Here is a 16229-nt window from a genome sequence, read left to right on the forward strand (position 1 = left end):
GGCATGAGCCCCCCTTCCCGATCTTACCTCGGAGGTTCAGCCGCCTTCGGTTTCTTCTTTTTCTCCGCCTCTCGCAACCGCTGCACCTTCGGTTTGTACCCTGCGGAGAGATTGAGCTGGGAGCTGCGCAGGTGCAGCAGCATCTCCTCACGCATGTGTTGCAGCGTCTCACGATGTTCCGGTAGCTCCGCCAGATTCGTCATCTCCAGAGGATCGGTGTCCAGGTCGAAGAGAAACTCCTTGTCCTCCTCAGCCCACCACTTGTAGCGCCCATCCCGCGCCATCACGCGCAGAGGTGCCACCGTGCCGATCTCACTCACCGCCACACGCCGCACGGCCTTCTTCTTTCCCATCGCCACCGGTAACTGCGATACCGCAAAGCGCCCTGGACTCAGTTCTCCCCCGATGGCCTCGACGATGGTGGGATAGACATCCATCATTTGCGCCGGGGCCTTGGTTCGCCCTGCTTGGACCTGGCCGGGCCAACGGATCACCAGAGGCACGCGTGCGGACTCCTCATAAAACCGGCCTTTCGTGAGGTAACCATGCGCCCCCATCATCTCGCCATGATCGGCGGTGAAAAGCACCAACGTATTGTCCCAAGTGCCACGTTTTTTCAGCGCCTCAATCAACTGCCCCACGCAGCGATCCACCAGCGAGATCTTGCCCAGATAGGCCGCCAGTGCTTCACGCGTCTCCGCATGATTCAGGGCATGTCCCTCCCGCAGGTAAACCGGAGGCACGTTCGCGGGCAACGTCAGTTTCTCAGGCTCATACATGGTGGCAAACTCTCCCGGCGGGTCCAGCGGCGGATGCGGTGAGTGAAAGCTGGCCACCAGACACAACGGCTTTTCCTGCGGTTGTCCGCCGATGAATTTCACCGCTTCGTCCGCCACGAAGACATCGTGATAATCCTCCACACCAACGACACTGGCACGCGGTTCAAACTCCCACTTCACATAACGATCATGTAGATCCTTGGCCACCTGCTCCAGCAGCCCCTTTTGACGTAGATGTCGGGCATAGGCCCCGCGCGCATCGGCGGAGTCCGGCGGCCCCGAGACATCCACCACCACATCCAGCCCCAGGGCCTGATAGTAGTCTTCCAGATTTTCGTGGTGTTCTTTCCAAGCCGCTCCACTACTCCAATGCAGCTTACCGATCTGCGCCGTCGTGTAACCCGCTGCGCGGATATCACGGAACATTGGGGCCGCTTCCGCAGGCGTGGCATAGTTCCCCACATTCCCCCACACGGAGTGGCCGCCATTGTGAGGATACAACCCCGTGATCAGGGAGATACGCGCCGGCATGCACACCGGTGAAGTCGTGTAACACGCATCAAAGATCATCCCCTCCTTCGCCATCCGATCCAAGTTCGGCGTCTTCACCTCCGGATTCTCCCAGCTCAGGTAACGCGGGCTCCACTGATCCGTCAGGATCACCAGCACATCCGGTTGAGCAGCCGTCTTTGTCTCGGTCTTCTCGGCCCGCAGTCCGACCGGGAGTATCAGCATTAAACCTGTCAGTAGAGCTTTCATAGTCATGTCCATCCTCATTCGATGCGTCTCTTTCTGCGATCCGCCCTGAAACGACCTTCCCACCCGATAGCTTCCGCAAACTTCCCACTTTCCTTCACTCTCCGCTTCCGACGTGGTCTTGAACCCTTTTGTAGACCTTTTCTTCGGACATAAACACCCCCGAATAACTTTCAAGCCCTTGCCAACCCAGGGATTAAACTGGCACAAAACTTGTGGGTCGTGACACAAAATGTGTCAAAGGGGCTCTTTAGCGTATGGCGATACAGGATCCATTTTCAGTCAAACCGGCTGGACTAACAAAAAGGAATGCAAGTTCATTTTCCTCCAAGGTCAATGCCACTTAAACACATCCATACAGAAAGGTTGATGAACTCTTTTCATGTCTCCGAATACCCTTCGGTCCAATCTGGATGTCGGCGATAGCTAGTTCGAAACAAAGTCTTGTTCCGCCACCTATGTTTTATTAGCCAGAAAAGGCATAACTTCAGCGCTAATTTGCTAACATCCTGGCCACACATCGATCTTCGATGTCCGCTTCAGGTAATTGGGTTCCCTTAAACGTCTTCGATCCTTCACTGGCGATATTGTTCAATGGCCAGATATTCCGCATCGACAGCTCGGACTAACACAAAGCGATACTCATAACCATCGTTTAACCAGTGGCCGGACACCGCAGTCGTGGGTTTGTCGATTCGAATCCCTCCACTGATCATTTCCACAAAAGGAACGGCGGTTTCAACAGGGAAATCTGAGAAGTCCTCATCGCGCTCTGGAATTTCAAAGGCCTTCGTTGATTTCAATCCCCACGCATAATGGGTATGCGTCTCCAACCGATTCGAATCCGCGATCTCATTCAGTAAGGTGGCGTTTTGAGGAAACTGGATTCCTATCTTTTCTCCGAGAACACTCACGCGCTCTTCATTCGAGATCTTCTCTTGCGAGCGATCTTCGCAAGAGGTCATCAGCAAGAGCGCCAAATATCCAAGGATCAGCTTCGTCCGTTTCATATCTATGCATCAAGCTTAGCCGATCCATGCATGGATACGTGGATCATGAGCAAAGGGAAGGAAAACCTCTTTGCCAAGAGTCGGCTCATTCAGGATCAAGATGAGACAACCTTCTGCACGAACGACCTCTTTGATCTGCTCACGCTTGAATGTCCGTTCTTTGCCAGAAATTTGACAAGAAAGATGATCATGGTGCAACTCCACCGAGGCATAGCCACCGGTTTCGTTTTCCCACCGCCTAACAATGGATTGAACGAGCTTTTCAACTTGCCAACGGCGGAGGTAATGTAAGACAGCCAACGTGCCTGCTCCGACGATCATGGCAGCAGTCAACTTTGTAAGCCCGATAGAAATTCCAGAGTAATCGGTCGAACCGAGTATCAGTTGCCCTCCTTGGCCCGTTTGCCACCATGAGAGCCCCGCAGCGATCAATGCCACCACAAAATCGAAGATTCTGCAGGAACGAGCTTTTCTCGTCATCAGAATACGATGACCCATTTCGATTGTCTGCTGATTGATGGTTATGCTCGGAGTCATGCCGACACGCTTGTCGTGACACGAAACTCGTTAAAGGGCAATTTTATCCGCTTTTTATAACGAAGCACATCATCAAGCCGCCAAGGATCAGCTGCTTAACTGGTCTTGCATGGCTTCGAGACGCTCGGCAGCTTTTTTTGCCCTCTTTTGACCCAAATGGCTGTCTATCACGAGCTGTTCTTTAATTCTCCACAAGACATCCGCACGGTGCTTGCTCCTGTTGGGCTTCATCATGGATCGTTTCTTCAAGCTGACTGAACGCGGGACCTCGGTGCGCACGGAGGTGTTGGGAGGTCTCACCACCTTTGTGACCATGGCCTACATCATGGTGGTGAATCCGGCGATCCTAAGCTTTGCAGGGATTCCCTCTGGGCCGGGCACGGTGGCGACGATTCTGACGGCGGTGTTTGGCTGTGCATTGATGGGCTTGATCGCGAATCGACCTATCGCGGTGGCGCCTTACATGGGGGAGAATGCCTTCATTGCTTTTGGTTTGGTGGCGCTGGGGATCGGCTGGGAGCAGAGACTCGGGGCGGTGTTTGTGAGTGGGGTGTTGTTTCTGCTGATCACGTTGTTGGGCATTCGAGGTTGGCTGGCGAATGCGGTGCCAGCGGGGCTCAAGCACAGCTTTGCAGCGGGGATCGGTTTGTTTCTGGCTTTCATCGGTCTGTATGAGACGGGCATCGTCACCAGCTTCGTGACCGGGATGCCTGCGGAAGTTTTGCCCAAGGGGGCAGGGGGTCTACTGGCGGCTCCAGCGGTGCCGGTGAAGATCGGGGATCTGCGAGATCCACAGGTGCTGCTGGCAGTGCTGGGCTTTTTGCTGATGATCGTGCTGATGCTGCGCAAGGTCCGCGGGGCCTTGCTGATCGGTATTGCCGTGACGGCGGTGATCGGCGGGTTGGCAGGCTTTGGCTCGGCGCCCAAGGCGGTGATGGCACTGCCCTTTACAGGGGATTACGACCTCGGTGCGATTGCCTTTAAGCTGGACATTCTCGGCGTGTTGAAGCTGAGTTTCCTGCCTGTCCTACTGACGCTGTTTCTCATGAGCTTTCTGGATACCCTGGGCACGCTCACTGGGCTAGGCGCAGCGGCGGATCTGCTGGATGAAAAGGGCAATTTCCCTCAGGTGGAAAAGCCCATGCTGGTGGATGCGCTGACATGCATGTTCAGCGGCTTGATCGGCACCTCCACGAGTGGTGCCTACATCGAGTCGGCCACGGGCATCAGCGAGGGGGCACGCACGGGTTTGGCCGCACTGGTGACAGCGGGGTTGTTTGCGGTTTCGCTGTTTTTCATCCCTCTCATTGAGCCGCTCCAGCAGCTTCGTTTCGCTTACGGTCCAGCCCTGATCGCGGTGGGGGTGCTGATGATGGGATCGGTGCGCCGGATTGATTTCGAAGATCTCACGGAGTGGGTGCCCGCCTTTGTCACGATCGTGATGATGCTCTTTACCTATAACATCGCCAACGGCCTGACGGCTGGGTTTGTCGTGCATCCAGTGCTGAAAGGGGCGGCAGGGCGCTGGCGCGAACTGAATGCGGGCATGCTGATCCTGGCGGGGATGTGCGCGGCCTATTACCTGTTAGGGATGGTTCATTGAGAAGTAAATCTGAAGGCACAGGACGAGTGTTCAGAAAATAAACAAAAACGGACCGGAAGTTGCCTTCCGGTCCGTCGTTGGGGGTTTGGGTTTTTTATCGTGAGGCCTGTCTTCGCAAGCTCCCGGTATGCGAAAACAGGTCTCTCAAGACAAAATGTTTATGAAGAGAGACCTGCCTTTTCAGACAGGCCTCTCCAGATAAGAGTTCAAAAAAACTCTTTTATTCCTACAATTACATCATTCCGCCGTGGTCGTGGCTGTGACCGGCATCAGCCTTCTCTTCCTTCGGAATGTCGGCGATGAGGCACTCGGTGGTCAGCAGGAGACCGGAGATGGAGGCAGCGTTCTGAAGAGCGCTACGGGTCACCTTGGCAGGGTCAACGACGCCAGCCTTGATGAGGTCGGTGTATTCGCCGGTAGCGACGTTGTAACCGTGGTTGCCTTTGCCCTTCTTCACTTCGGAGACGATCAGAGCGCCTTCCACGCCGGCATTGGCAGCCAGCTGGCGGAGAGGAGCTTCGATGGCACGAGCAATGATTTCAGCACCGGTCTTCTCGTCGCCAGTCAGGCCGAGGTCACCAACGGCCGCCTGAGCGCGGATGAGAGCGACACCACCGCCAGGGACGATGCCTTCTTCCACCGCAGCGCGGGTGGCGTGAAGGGCGTCTTCCACGCGGGCTTTCTTCTCTTTCATCTCGGTTTCAGTGGCAGCACCGACGTTGATGACGGCCACACCACCGGCCAGCTTGGCAAGGCGCTCTTGGAGCTTCTCGCGGTCGTAGTCGCTGGTGGTTTCTTCGATCTGGCGCTTGATCTGGGACACGCGGCCGGAGATGGCTTCGCTGGTGCCTTCGCCTTCGACGATGACGGTGCTTTCCTTACCGATGGTCAGACGCTTAGCGCGGCCGAGGTCGGAGAGCTCGATGTTTTCCAGCTTGATGCCGAGGTCTTCGGTGATGCAGCGGCCACCGGTGAGGATGGCGATGTCTTCCAGCATGGCCTTGCGGCGGTCGCCAAAGCCAGGAGCCTTGACGGCCACGATGTTGAGGGTGCCGCGCAGCTTGTTCACCACGAGGGTAGCCAGGGCTTCACCTTCCACGTCTTCAGCGATGATGAGGAGAGGCTTGCCGGAGCGAGCGACCTTCTCAAGCAGAGGCAGCATGTCTTTCAGGCTGCTGATCTTCTTCTCGTGAATGAGGATGTAAGCGCTGTCCAGGTTTGCTTCCATGGACTCTGGGTCCGTGACGAAGTAAGGGGACAGGTAGCCCTTGTCGAACTGCATCCCTTCGACGACGTCGAGGGTGGTTTCGATGGACTTGGCTTCCTCAACGGTGATGGTGCCTTCTTTACCCACTTTGTCCATGGCTTCGGCGATGATGTTGCCGATCGCGGTGTCCCAGTTGGCGGACACGGTCGCGACCTGGGCCACTTCCTTGCTGTCCTTCACAGGGGTGCTGATTTCTTTCAGCTTAGCCACGATGGCTTCGGTGGCCTTGAGGATACCGCGCTGAAGGGAGGTCGGGTTAGCACCGGCGGTCACGTTACGCAGACCTTCGGAGTAGATGGCTTCAGCCAGCACGGTGGCGGTGGTGGTGCCGTCACCAGCGATGTCGGAGGTCTTGGAGGAGACTTCCTTGATCAGCTGAGCGCCCATGTTTTCATAAGCGTCGGGGAGTTCGATTTCCTTAGCCACGGTCACACCGTCTTTGGTGATGGTGGGGGAACCGAATTTCTTTTCCAGGATCACGTTGCGACCCGCAGGGCCAAGGGTGGCCTTCACGGCTTTCGCCAGCTTGGTGACACCGCGCAGGAGGGCCTGGCGAGCGGTTTCGTCAAAGTTGAGTTGTTTTGCCATAACTGAGTTGAGTAGGGTTCAGGGGTGTTGAGATTCCTTGAGGGATTAGGCGATGATACCGAGGATGTCGGTTTCGTTGATGATGAGGAGGTCCTCGCCGTTGACCTTGACTTCAGTGCCGCCGTATTTGGAGATCAGGACTTTGTCGCCTGCCTTCACGGTGAAGAGAGTGCTGACGTCCTTGCCTTCGTCATCCTTGCCGGTGCCGAGAGCGAGCACTTCTGCCTCCTGTGGTTTTTCCTTCGCGGTGTCGGGAAGGAAGATCCCACCAGCGGATTTTTCTTCGCTGAGGGAGCGCTTCACGAGGACGCGGCGGCCGAGCGGGGTGATTGCGGTAGCCATAGTTGGTCTATTTTCTGCTAACTTGTTTAGTTGTTCAGTTTGGTTTGGTTCATCTGCCCGGCTTGCAGTCACATAATGGGTTCATGTGGCGGCCAGCCGGGCGGAAAATTTATCGAGAGGGGAAATGCGAGACGGGAAAACGACGGACGAAGAAGTCGGCAGTGGGCGGGATTTATTTCGCCGGAGGTGGGTTTTCTTTGATCGCCACCCCGTTGCTGGCGCGGTAAACGCCGTCATAAGTGAGCTCCGGTGTGGCTTCGCCAATTTCCTCGACCAGGAAGCCGACGATGCGCTTGGGGTCTTCGGACAAAACCGCCTGGAGCATACGCGAGGTGCGCGGACGATCATAATTCTGCACCTGGAGATCCAGTCCTACAGAGCCGGGTTTGGCTTCCAGCCCTTGCATGCGAGCTGCCAATTCCACCGTGGAGTTGATCTGGCCTAACAGCTTTTTATCCTGGCCCAATTTGGTGAGAGCCACCTTGAGGCTTTCATTCACCTCAGGGACGTTCAACAGGTCCGCGGCGGTTTTGTTGGGATATTTGTCAATGATGCTCTCCGCTTCATCCGCCAGGGCGTTTTGACGCTCAGCAGGTAAGGGCTCGAGGGCATCAGTGATGAGGCTGTCGAGATGAGTGTCCGAGACACTCGTGGTGGTCACAGCTTTGGGCTGGGCCGGAGAGGCTTCCGTTGATTTTGAGACTTCGGGTTTCTTCCCACAGGAGATGCTGAACGAAATGAGCACAGCCGCCACCCCCACCTGAAGGTGCCGACGGTTGGTCGGCACCTTGGAGGTAGAATCAGTTGAGATGGGCAGCTGAGGGTTCATCACGTTTCTCATCGGAGAAAAAACGGAACTGCTTACTTGTCCTTGTCCACGACTTCGAAGTCGGCGTCCACGACCTTGCCTTTGTCGGCAGACTTCGTTTCGGCGTTCGCGGTCGGAGGCTCGGGCATGTCACCCTGCGGCGGTGCGCCTGCGGCACCAGCTTGGGCAGCCGCTTGATAAGCCGCAGCAAACAGCTTCTCGAGCTCTTCGGTCTGCGCCTTCATGCGATCCGTGTCACCAGACTCGATGGCAGACTTCAGACCAGCCAGCTTGTCCGTGATCGGGCTCAGCTGCTCGGCAGGGACTTTACCCTCCCACTCTTTGACCTGCTTCTCGATCTCGAAGGACAGGGCTTCCGCCTTGTTCTTCACTTCGACAGCTTCCTTGCGCTTGAGATCTTCCTCAGCGTGCTCTTCAGCGTCGCGCTTGGCTTTCTCGATCTCTTCCTGGCTGAGGCCGGAGCTGCCCTGAATGGAGATGCGCTGTTCTTTGCCGGTGGTTTTTTCCTTGGCGGAAACGTGAAGGATGCCGTTGGCGTCGATGTCGAAGGTCACTTCGATCTGAGGGACACCGCGGGGAAGCGGAGGAATGCCATCCAGCTTGAAGGTGCCTAGCACTTTGTTGTCCTTGGACATCGGGCGCTCACCTTGCAGGATCACGATTTCCACACCAGGCTGGTTGTCGCTGTAGGTGGAGAAGATCTGACTGTGCTTCTTCGGAATGGTCGTGTTACGGGGGATCATCGGGGTGGCCACGCCACCTGCAGTTTCGATCGCCAGTGTCAGCGGGGTCACGTCGAGAAGGAGCACGTCCTTCACATCACCTTTCAGCACGCCACCTTGGATGGCAGCACCGATGGCCACCACTTCATCGGGGTTCACGCCCTGGTGAGGGTCTTTACCGGCCAGTTTCTTGGCGGTTTCCACCACTTTAGGCATGCGGGTCATCCCACCCACGAGAACGAGTTCGTCGATCTTGCTGGCGTCCAGTTTGGCGGCGGCAAGGCACTCACGCACGGGCTTGATGGTGCGCTCAAAGAGGCTGTCGCAGAGCTGCTCCATCTTCGCGCGGGTCAGCGTCTTCATGATGTGCTTCGGCCCGGTGGCATCTGCCGTGATGAACGGCAGGTTGAGATCATAGCTCTGGCTGGAGCTGAGGGCGATCTTGGCCTTCTCAGCTTCTTCCTTGATGCGCTGAAGTGCGTCAGGCTGGCCGCTGAGATCAATGCCGCTGTCGGCTTTGAACTCATTGACGATCCAGGTGATGAGGGTGTTATCCCAATCGTCACCGCCCAGGTGGGTATCGCCATCGGTGGCCAGCACTTCAAAGACGCCGTCACCGATCTCAAGAACGGAGATATCGAAAGTGCCACCGCCAAGGTCATACACGGCGATCTTCTCATCGCTCTTGCTTTCCAGGCCATAAGCCAGGGAGGCGGCGGTGGGTTCGTTGATGATACGGCGGACGTTCAGACCAGCGATCTCGCCAGCGGCCTTGGTGGCGTTACGCTGGCTGTCATTGAAGTAAGCTGGGACGGTAATCACCGCCTCCGTGATGGCCTCGCCAAGTTTCGCTTCAGCGTCAGCCTTCAGCTTGCTGAGGATCATGGCGCTGACTTCCTGTGGGGAATAGGTCTTGGTTTCGCCGCCGACTTCCACCTGGACGTGGGCGTCGCCATTGGCCGCCGCGACGATCTTGTAAGGCATGCGCTTGTCGGCCTCCGTCAGTTCAGCGAACTTGCGGCCCATCAGGCGCTTCACGGAGAAAACGGTGTTGCGTGGGTTGGTGACGGCCTGGCGCTTCGCGGCCTGACCGACGACGCGCTCGCCGCTCTTGGTGAAAGCGACGATGGAAGGCGTGGTGCGTGCGCCTTCAGAGTTCTCAAGCACCGTCGCCTTGCCGCCGTCGAGGACGGCCATACAGGAGTTGGTGGTGCCGAGGTCAATGCCGAGGATTTTGCTCATAAGGTTGGGTTGGGAAAAGCTTTCTAGATAAAGTTTGAGTGACCCTTTATAAGGCAAGCCGCGTGCCACGAAGCTTGCCTCATTCTCAATGAGTTGATTGTGAACGAATTACGCCATCGAGACGCGCAGCAAGATCAACCCAAAGAGGAGCTTAAAGAGCCTTTTTGGCACAATTGATCTGTCACTTGGCACTTTTGGACGGCTTCGATGGCACTTTCAGACGAGCCGCCCTCGTCGTGACTCAACGTTCTATGTTCAGCTCCAGCTTATTGTCGCCGGGCTTGATTTCGAGCGTCCAGGTGCCTCCGCCAGGCTTCTGCTCTTCCGTGGTCACCGTGCCATCTGGGGTATCCAGCCCAGGCACATCCGCAGCGCTGTAGCTGACACGTAAGGTGACCTTCCCCACCACAGGCCCCGACTTGCCATCGAGCTTGAAGTTCCCTTTCATGACTCGCGCGCAAGCGACGGGTGCTGAAGAATCGTCCGAACGGAAGACGATGCTGCCCCAACTCACCGGGGTGCCGTTGATCGTGAGTTTGCCACTGACGGAAGCCCGCGGCGAGGGTTTCAAGAAACCTTGATTACGCAGCCAATCCCGCAGATGCAGGCTCCAGGTGCCCAGGACGGGATCACCCAGATACAAACCGACCCCATGAATACCGGGGCGATAGCAATGCAGTTCCGCAGGCACTCCATTTTTGCGACAAGCGAGGTAAAAGCTCACCGCGTTCTCCGCCGGAACGACGGTGTCTTCATCGGTCTGGAACAGGAATGTCGGAGGAGTCTGAGGCGTCACCCGAAGCTGAGTGCTGACTTGGCGCGCCATTTCGTCCGTGTTGTTATCTGGGCCCAGTAAGTTTTTGCGCGAGCCAGAGTGCGCAAATTCATCGATCATTGAAATCACCGGATAGGTAGGCGCCGCCACATCTGGCCGGGCACTGACCTGATCCACCGCGTCCTGGGTCATGCCCTCGGGTTTCTCATCAAACAAGGTGGCCGCCATGGAACTCAGGTGCCCCCCCGCGGAGAAGCCGATGACGCCAATCCGATTCGGATCAATGCCATACTGCTGGGCATTGGCCCGCACGTGGCGGATGGCCCGTTGCACATCCATGAGCTGGATGGGGTAATGATATCCATGGGTGCCTAACCGGTAGTGCAGGACAAAGGCGGAGACTCCCAATCCATTGAACCACTTGGCTACTTGGGTGCCCTCGTGATCGGCCGCCAAACCACCGTAGCCACCGCCGGGGCAAACCACAAACGCGGCGCCATTGGTTTTTTCCTTCGCCGCAGACCACACATAAATGAAGGGTTGGTCTTTATCTTCATTCCCCTTCGCACCTGGCGCTCCATCGGGCCAGAGGCGTACTTTGGTGGGCTCAGCCGCAGAGAGCGTCTGAAGGGTCAACAGGCAGGTGAAACCGAGGGCGGTAAAGAGTCGTGACATGACAGACCTTTACGCAAAAGCCGCCGTGATCTTCAAGCCTCGTCTTGTTTTCCTCTTCGCTGCCGGAGCAGATAAAGGGCAAAATGCCCCAAGCCGCTGAATTTGAAACTCGGGTCCACCCAGCGTTCGATCACATAAAACGCAAAGTAGTAAGCCCGACAAAAACCCCAAATGCACAAAGCTAGCAAAAGAGCCGTGCGCCAGCTTCCATGCTCAATCAGCAAAATCGCCGCGGAGAAAAGACCGATGACGAGAAACAAGATGGCCTTGAGCCACATGGCGGCTGTGCTTTGGAGGTCTCGCATGGGAGCTGAGACCCCTTTAAAACAAGAACGTTCGTTTCAGGAACCCCGAGCCGTTGTCACTCCCAGCGCAAATAATCCAGCGCAAACATCAGGGCAGGTTTGGCCGCAGCGTTGTGGCCTTGGATCGTCACCACCAGTTCACACTCGCCCGGGGGTAAATCAAACTCTCCCAACTGCAGCTCGGGAGTATTCACAACCTGGGGGTCGTAGAGATCCAAGTCGCCAAGAGCACAGGCTTGGCCCGCCACTTGAAAGCTCACGATGCCGTAGTCGGGGGCCTTGGTGAAAACCGCGTGCAGCTTCTGTTTACCGGGCTGGGTTTTGGTGAAGCGAATCTTGAGGGTATTGCCGACCTTGCCGCCCGTCCACCACAGGTGCTGATCACCGCTCCAGTGCCCTTCTTTGAAGTTGCCCATGGGTTGGACTTTCGCCTTGCCAATGCTCGCTTCGGTTTTGAGTTTCTCACCTTCTTGAGCGCCTTTGATGGACGTTCCCTTGGAGGCTGAGGTTTGACTCTGGAGATACTTCACGAGATGGAGCAGCGAATCCGCAGGCAGGGCATCGAACAGCCCCTCCGGCATGGTGCTCACGGGAGATACCGTGCGCTTTTTGATCTCGGCTTTCGTGACCATTTGCTCGATCCCTCCCGGCATCGCCACGCGATAAGCGGCGGCGGTTTCTTCTTTGATCACGCCACTGGCAATTCGCCCATCTTGAAGTTCGAAGATGTTGAGCTGGTAGTCTTTGCCAATGACGGCATTCGGGTCCAGCACGTTGTCCAGAAGGTAATCCAGATCACCGCGATTGGAGCCTGTCAAATCCGGGCCCACATCCTGACCTTCACCTAACAAACGATGGCATGTTCCGCAGGTGGCGCTGAAGATGAGCTTACCCTGCTTCGCATCGGCCCGCGCCAGAGCTTCTTTGGAAAGGGTGGTGCGGAACTTGACCTTCCGCTGCTCCAGATCGGGCTTCGGCGCATTGAGATCCCCCCAGACCTGAGGGATGAGGCGGCGGACTTCCGCATCTTTCAGCGCATCCATTTGACGAACCAGGAAGGGCGAGAGTGCAGAACGCGCCACCTTGCCCTCCTTCACCGCCAGCAGCAGTCCGCGAGCTCCCGCAGGGGTGGTGGCCAGGGTGTTTATGACATCGGTTTGAAGGTTGGCATCGAAGGAAGCAAACTTCTCCAGCAGCAGGGCGGGTGTATCCTCATGAGGCAGGGTGGCCAGGGCTTGAACGACCCGGCGAATCAGGGTCTTGTCTTCGCCTTGCAGCAGTTGGTGGAGTAAGCCCGCCGTCTGGGCATCGCGCACTTGCATGAGGATGCGCAAAGCCGCCTCCCGCTGGGCCAAAGAGGACTGTGAAACCAAGGTCTGACGGTAGGCGGCCAGGGCTGTTTCCACCCCCATGAAGGCTTCCAACTCCTGAACCAGATCCGACGCGCCCAGTTGCGTTTTCCACTCGGGCCAGGCTGACGGCAAAGCCACCTTGCCCCCTGCCCTGGCGGCTTCCACCACGGTGCGCAGCAGGGTTTCCCTCTGAGCGGCATCGGGCGACTGTGCTGCGATCCCGAGCAAAGCCTCACGTCCCTTTTCCTCGCTGCCCAAACGTCGATAAATGAACTCCGTCACCGTGGGCATCTTCGAGGCCGTCGCGAGTTTCAGCCCTGCTTCCGCATCGGCTCCCACGACTGGCTCGATGCCATACCAGATGAGCAGCGGGATGTAAGGATCATCCTTGTCCTCCTCATGATGGAGCAGAGCGGTGGCGATGTCCGAGCGGCTCTCCAGAGGCAGACGCTGAAGCGCGGAGGCCAACTCGCGACGAACGACGGGGGAGGCATCCTGCTTGGCCAGCTCGCTCAAGCCGGTGCTGCTCGATCCCGCAGCCTTGGCCCGCACTTGCCAGGCCCGCAAATGATCAAAGCCTTCATTGGCTTTCGGGGTGGCGATGGGCGTAGTTCCTCCTGCACTCAAGGATAACCAAAGGGAGCGAAGCGCTGAGGTTTCTTGAGTCGAGGGTGTCCTCTCCAAAATGGGAGCGATGCTCGCAAAGCGGCTCGTCTCCACGGTTGTTCTCTCCATGAGCACTCGCTTGGCCATCCGCGCGAACCACTCGTTCTCCGTCTGCACCGCGAGCCGCACCAGCGACTCATCACTTTCCTGAGTCAGATCAAACGGTGCCTGCGGGAACTGGAGCGCATGCCCCTCCTTGCGGGCAGGAGTGCCCGCATCACTTGGACCATAACTCACCCGATAGATTCGCCCATTGCTGCGATCCCACATCTCAATCGCATTGCTGCCGCGATGGCAGACCTGTTTATCACTCCAATCGCTGACGTACAGAGAGCCATCCGGCCCGACTTTTTGAGTCACGGGTATAAAATACATGTCATTAGACCGCAGGAAGTCGCTGCCATGGCGGCCGATGTAGGTGCTGCCCTTCGGATCGAGGTAATTGTTCACCAGACGATGCCCATGCAGGTTGCCAAACAGGAGTTGATTGCGATAGCTGGCCGGGAACTGGTCGCTCTGATAGATGGCTAAACCGCAGTGGGCATGACCGCCTCCGGCTTGATTCGTATCATCGGCGACGATGCCTCCCTCACGTCGGGCACCCCAATGCGCATTGGCGCGAATGTCCCCCGCATAATGGGCATGGTCAGCAATAGTCTTGATGTCGTCGTAGGTGTAGGGATTGAAGTGCTGCCCCGCCTGCCGGAAGTAGCGCCCGCCCGGCACGATGTGATACAGATGCGGGATCACACAGGCGGTCACAAAAAACTCGCCATGCTCATCGTAATCCAGCCCCCAGGGATTACTCGTGCCATGGGCAAAGACTTCGAAGACATGCCGCACTGGATGATAGCGCCAGACGCAGGCATTCAGGGGTTCACGCTGCTCGTCGGGCGTGCCCACCTTGCCTACCTTGGAGTGTGTAAAGACACCCTGACAGCCATACAGCCAACCGTCCGGTCCCCAGATGAAGCTGTTCAGCGTCTCATGCGTATCTTGAGACCCCCAGCCATCCAGCAAGGCATACGCGGTGAATTTTAAACCGGGCACTTGGGGAAAAGCGGCATAACTCTCGTGTTTCTGATCCGGCACATCATCACGATCTGCATCCGGGATGAACATCAGATAAGGCGCGGCCCCCACCCACACCCCCCCGAAGCCGATCTCAATGCCACTGGCCAGGCTGATGCCTTCTGCGAAGACCTTGCGGGTCTCGAACTTGCCATTGCCATCCTTGTCCTCAAAGATCAGGATGCGGTCCTGCCCAGCCCCAGGTTCACGGGGTTTCGGGTAGCTGTTGCCCTCGATCACCCAGAGGCGGCCCCGTTCATCCCAAGTCATGGCGATGGGCTGCACCACCTCTGGCTCCGACGCGATCAGTTCGGCTTTGAAACCCGCAGGCAGTTGCAGGTTCTTGACCGCGTCTTGCGGAGATTGGCCCGCTTGATAGTCGCTCTGCGGCATCAGGCCGGGGCCATACAGTTTCTTGGGGCGCATTTGTTCGGCAAGCTCGGGGCTCACCTCCTGCCGCTCCTGGAGCAACACATACACCCCGCTTTTGTTGCCCACGATGATGTCCTGCAGCTGATCGCCATTCACATCCCCGGTCTGCACATCCACACCCACACCGCTTTCGGCATCGACGAGGTGCGGGATAAACTCCACCCCACCCTTGCCATCGCGCTTGGTTTGAAACCAATACACCACCCGAGCCCCGTGCTCATCGGGATCGCCATGGCCATTGTGAGCCCAGTAGCGCTTGCCGGTGACGAGGTCCTTCACCCCATCTCCATCCACATCCACCAGGGACATGGCATGCGGCTGACTGAAGACGATGCCATAGTCGTTCTCCCAGGGCTGCTCACCCACCAGCGTGCGCTTTTCCCAAGTGGGGTGGGCACTTTTGCCCGCCGGATCCGAAGTGCGGGTAGGAGTGCCCGCATCACTGCGATTCATAAACACAGCCACCCCATAGCGATGCGCGGACAAAGCGGTCGCCACATCATTGCGGCCATCGCCATCGAAGTCATAGGCGAACATCTGCGCCCCGCCCCCGACTCCGGCGGCAAAGTTGTGTTGCGTCCAGGTGTCTCCACTTCCGGCCTGCCACCAGCGGCGAGCTTCCAGCAGATCCATTTTCCCATCGCCATCCACATCTCCCACGCCAAGGCCATGGGTGAACTTGGCCACCTTCATATCACCCGTCACCGCATGGAAGGTCCACTTCTCCGTGGGCTTGCTCCAGTCCGGTGCAAACCAGCCAAAGCGGCCTCCGGTGCTGCAGACGATCTCCGGTTTGCCATCGCCAGTGATATCGGTGAAGACGGGGGATTCATTGTCCACGACATCGGCGACGATGTGCATGGCCCAGGGAGTGTCTTTGTCTTGGTCAAACCGACCCGGGTTCAGATACAGCCGGGCTTCCTTCCCAGGAAAACCCAACACGAGAAGGTCCTGCCAGCCATCGCCATTGAAATCGTGGGGATAGCTAAAGAAGTTGTCGGAATAACCATGGATGCTAAAAACCTTCGGCTCGTAAAACGCGTGCGCTTTTTTCCAATCCGGCCCCTCATACCAAAACGGGCCGCTGATGATGTCCATGTGGCCATCTTTGTTCAGGTCTGCATAGGTGGCCCCTTCAGCGTAAAACTGGTCCGTCAACTGGACACGCTGCCAGGAAATGAGGGTCTCCGCCTGGAGCAGGGACACACTGGCGAGAGCGAGAAGGAACAGGCTTTTCATGGTGAAAGGGTCGGAGTCCGGAAGAAACGTTATCAGGAG

At 57.3% G+C, this 16229-nt stretch carries 11 protein-coding genes; 1 reads left to right on the forward strand and 10 read right to left on the reverse strand.

What is annotated here, in order from left to right; translation table 11 throughout:
- Nucleotides 1–23: 23 nt before the first annotated feature.
- The 3 genes from B5D61_RS12120 to B5D61_RS12130 all read right to left on the reverse strand — a co-directional run bounded on the left by B5D61_RS12120 (nucleotide 24) and on the right by B5D61_RS12130 (nucleotide 3082).
- Nucleotides 24–1538, reverse strand: coding sequence for a sulfatase family protein (locus tag B5D61_RS12120; protein WP_176159385.1), 1515 nt, complete (start codon nucleotides 1536–1538; stop codon nucleotides 24–26).
- A gap of 572 nt (nucleotides 1539–2110) precedes the next feature.
- Nucleotides 2111–2545, reverse strand: a complete 435-nt coding sequence (locus tag B5D61_RS12125) for a hypothetical protein (protein WP_078813662.1) — start codon at nucleotides 2543–2545, stop codon at nucleotides 2111–2113.
- 15 nt (nucleotides 2546–2560) lie between these two features.
- Complete coding sequence (locus B5D61_RS12130) at nucleotides 2561–3082, reverse strand: hypothetical protein (protein ID WP_139373225.1); 522 nt, start codon at nucleotides 3080–3082, stop codon at nucleotides 2561–2563.
- Nucleotides 3083–3314: 232 nt separating this feature from the next.
- Between B5D61_RS12130 and B5D61_RS12135 the strand changes: the two genes are divergently transcribed.
- Complete coding sequence (locus tag B5D61_RS12135; RefSeq protein ID WP_078813664.1) at nucleotides 3315–4685, forward strand: NCS2 family permease; 1371 nt, start codon at nucleotides 3315–3317, stop codon at nucleotides 4683–4685.
- A gap of 232 nt (nucleotides 4686–4917) precedes the next feature.
- Here the strand turns inward: B5D61_RS12135 and groL are convergent, their stop codons facing one another.
- The 7 genes from groL to B5D61_RS12170 form a co-directional block, all read right to left on the reverse strand.
- Nucleotides 4918–6540, reverse strand: coding sequence for a chaperonin GroEL (gene groL / locus B5D61_RS12140; protein ID WP_078813665.1), 1623 nt, complete (start codon nucleotides 6538–6540; stop codon nucleotides 4918–4920).
- A gap of 45 nt (nucleotides 6541–6585) precedes the next feature.
- Complete coding sequence (locus B5D61_RS12145) at nucleotides 6586–6882, reverse strand: co-chaperone GroES (RefSeq protein ID WP_078813666.1); 297 nt, start codon at nucleotides 6880–6882, stop codon at nucleotides 6586–6588.
- Nucleotides 6883–7054: 172 nt separating this feature from the next.
- Nucleotides 7055–7711 carry a hypothetical protein gene (locus tag B5D61_RS12150; RefSeq protein ID WP_078813667.1) on the reverse strand — a complete coding sequence of 219 codons (657 nt, stop codon included), beginning with the start codon at nucleotides 7709–7711 and terminating at the stop codon, nucleotides 7055–7057.
- 32 nt (nucleotides 7712–7743) lie between these two features.
- Nucleotides 7744–9675, reverse strand: coding sequence for a molecular chaperone DnaK (gene dnaK, locus B5D61_RS12155; protein WP_078813668.1), 1932 nt, complete (start codon nucleotides 9673–9675; stop codon nucleotides 7744–7746).
- A gap of 241 nt (nucleotides 9676–9916) precedes the next feature.
- Nucleotides 9917–11125 carry an alpha/beta hydrolase gene (locus B5D61_RS12160; protein WP_078813669.1) on the reverse strand — a complete coding sequence of 403 codons (1209 nt, stop codon included), beginning with the start codon at nucleotides 11123–11125 and terminating at the stop codon, nucleotides 9917–9919.
- A gap of 32 nt (nucleotides 11126–11157) precedes the next feature.
- Nucleotides 11158–11430: a hypothetical protein gene (locus B5D61_RS12165; protein WP_078813670.1), complete on the reverse strand. Its 273-nt coding sequence runs from the start codon at nucleotides 11428–11430 to the stop codon at nucleotides 11158–11160.
- A gap of 56 nt (nucleotides 11431–11486) precedes the next feature.
- On the reverse strand, nucleotides 11487–16190 hold the full coding sequence (locus B5D61_RS12170; RefSeq protein WP_078813671.1) for a PVC-type heme-binding CxxCH protein: 4704 nt from the start codon (nucleotides 16188–16190) through the stop codon (nucleotides 11487–11489).
- Between the last annotated feature and the right edge of the window lie 39 nt (nucleotides 16191–16229).

It is taken from the genome of Prosthecobacter debontii (assembly GCF_900167535.1).
Lineage (GTDB): Bacteria > Verrucomicrobiota > Verrucomicrobiia > Verrucomicrobiales > Verrucomicrobiaceae > Prosthecobacter > Prosthecobacter debontii.

Excerpts from the sequence above, each read along its gene's own strand:
- B5D61_RS12120 (WP_176159385.1), bottom strand. The coding sequence starts at position 1,538 with ATGAAAGCTCTACTGACAGGTTTAATGCTGATACTCCCGGTCGGACTG.
- B5D61_RS12125 (WP_078813662.1), bottom strand. The coding sequence starts at position 2,545 with ATGAAACGGACGAAGCTGATCCTTGGATATTTGGCGCTCTTGCTGATG.
- B5D61_RS12130 (WP_139373225.1), bottom strand. The coding sequence starts at position 3,082 with ATGACTCCGAGCATAACCATCAATCAGCAGACAATCGAAATGGGTCAT.
- B5D61_RS12135 (WP_078813664.1), top strand. The coding sequence starts at position 3,315 with ATGGATCGTTTCTTCAAGCTGACTGAACGCGGGACCTCGGTGCGCACG.
- groL (WP_078813665.1), bottom strand. The coding sequence starts at position 6,540 with ATGGCAAAACAACTCAACTTTGACGAAACCGCTCGCCAGGCCCTCCTG.
- B5D61_RS12145 (WP_078813666.1), bottom strand. The coding sequence starts at position 6,882 with ATGGCTACCGCAATCACCCCGCTCGGCCGCCGCGTCCTCGTGAAGCGC.
- B5D61_RS12150 (WP_078813667.1), bottom strand. The coding sequence starts at position 7,711 with ATGAACCCTCAGCTGCCCATCTCAACTGATTCTACCTCCAAGGTGCCG.
- dnaK (WP_078813668.1), bottom strand. The coding sequence starts at position 9,675 with ATGAGCAAAATCCTCGGCATTGACCTCGGCACCACCAACTCCTGTATG.
- B5D61_RS12160 (WP_078813669.1), bottom strand. The coding sequence starts at position 11,125 with ATGTCACGACTCTTTACCGCCCTCGGTTTCACCTGCCTGTTGACCCTT.
- B5D61_RS12165 (WP_078813670.1), bottom strand. The coding sequence starts at position 11,430 with ATGCGAGACCTCCAAAGCACAGCCGCCATGTGGCTCAAGGCCATCTTG.
- B5D61_RS12170 (WP_078813671.1), bottom strand. The coding sequence starts at position 16,190 with ATGAAAAGCCTGTTCCTTCTCGCTCTCGCCAGTGTGTCCCTGCTCCAG.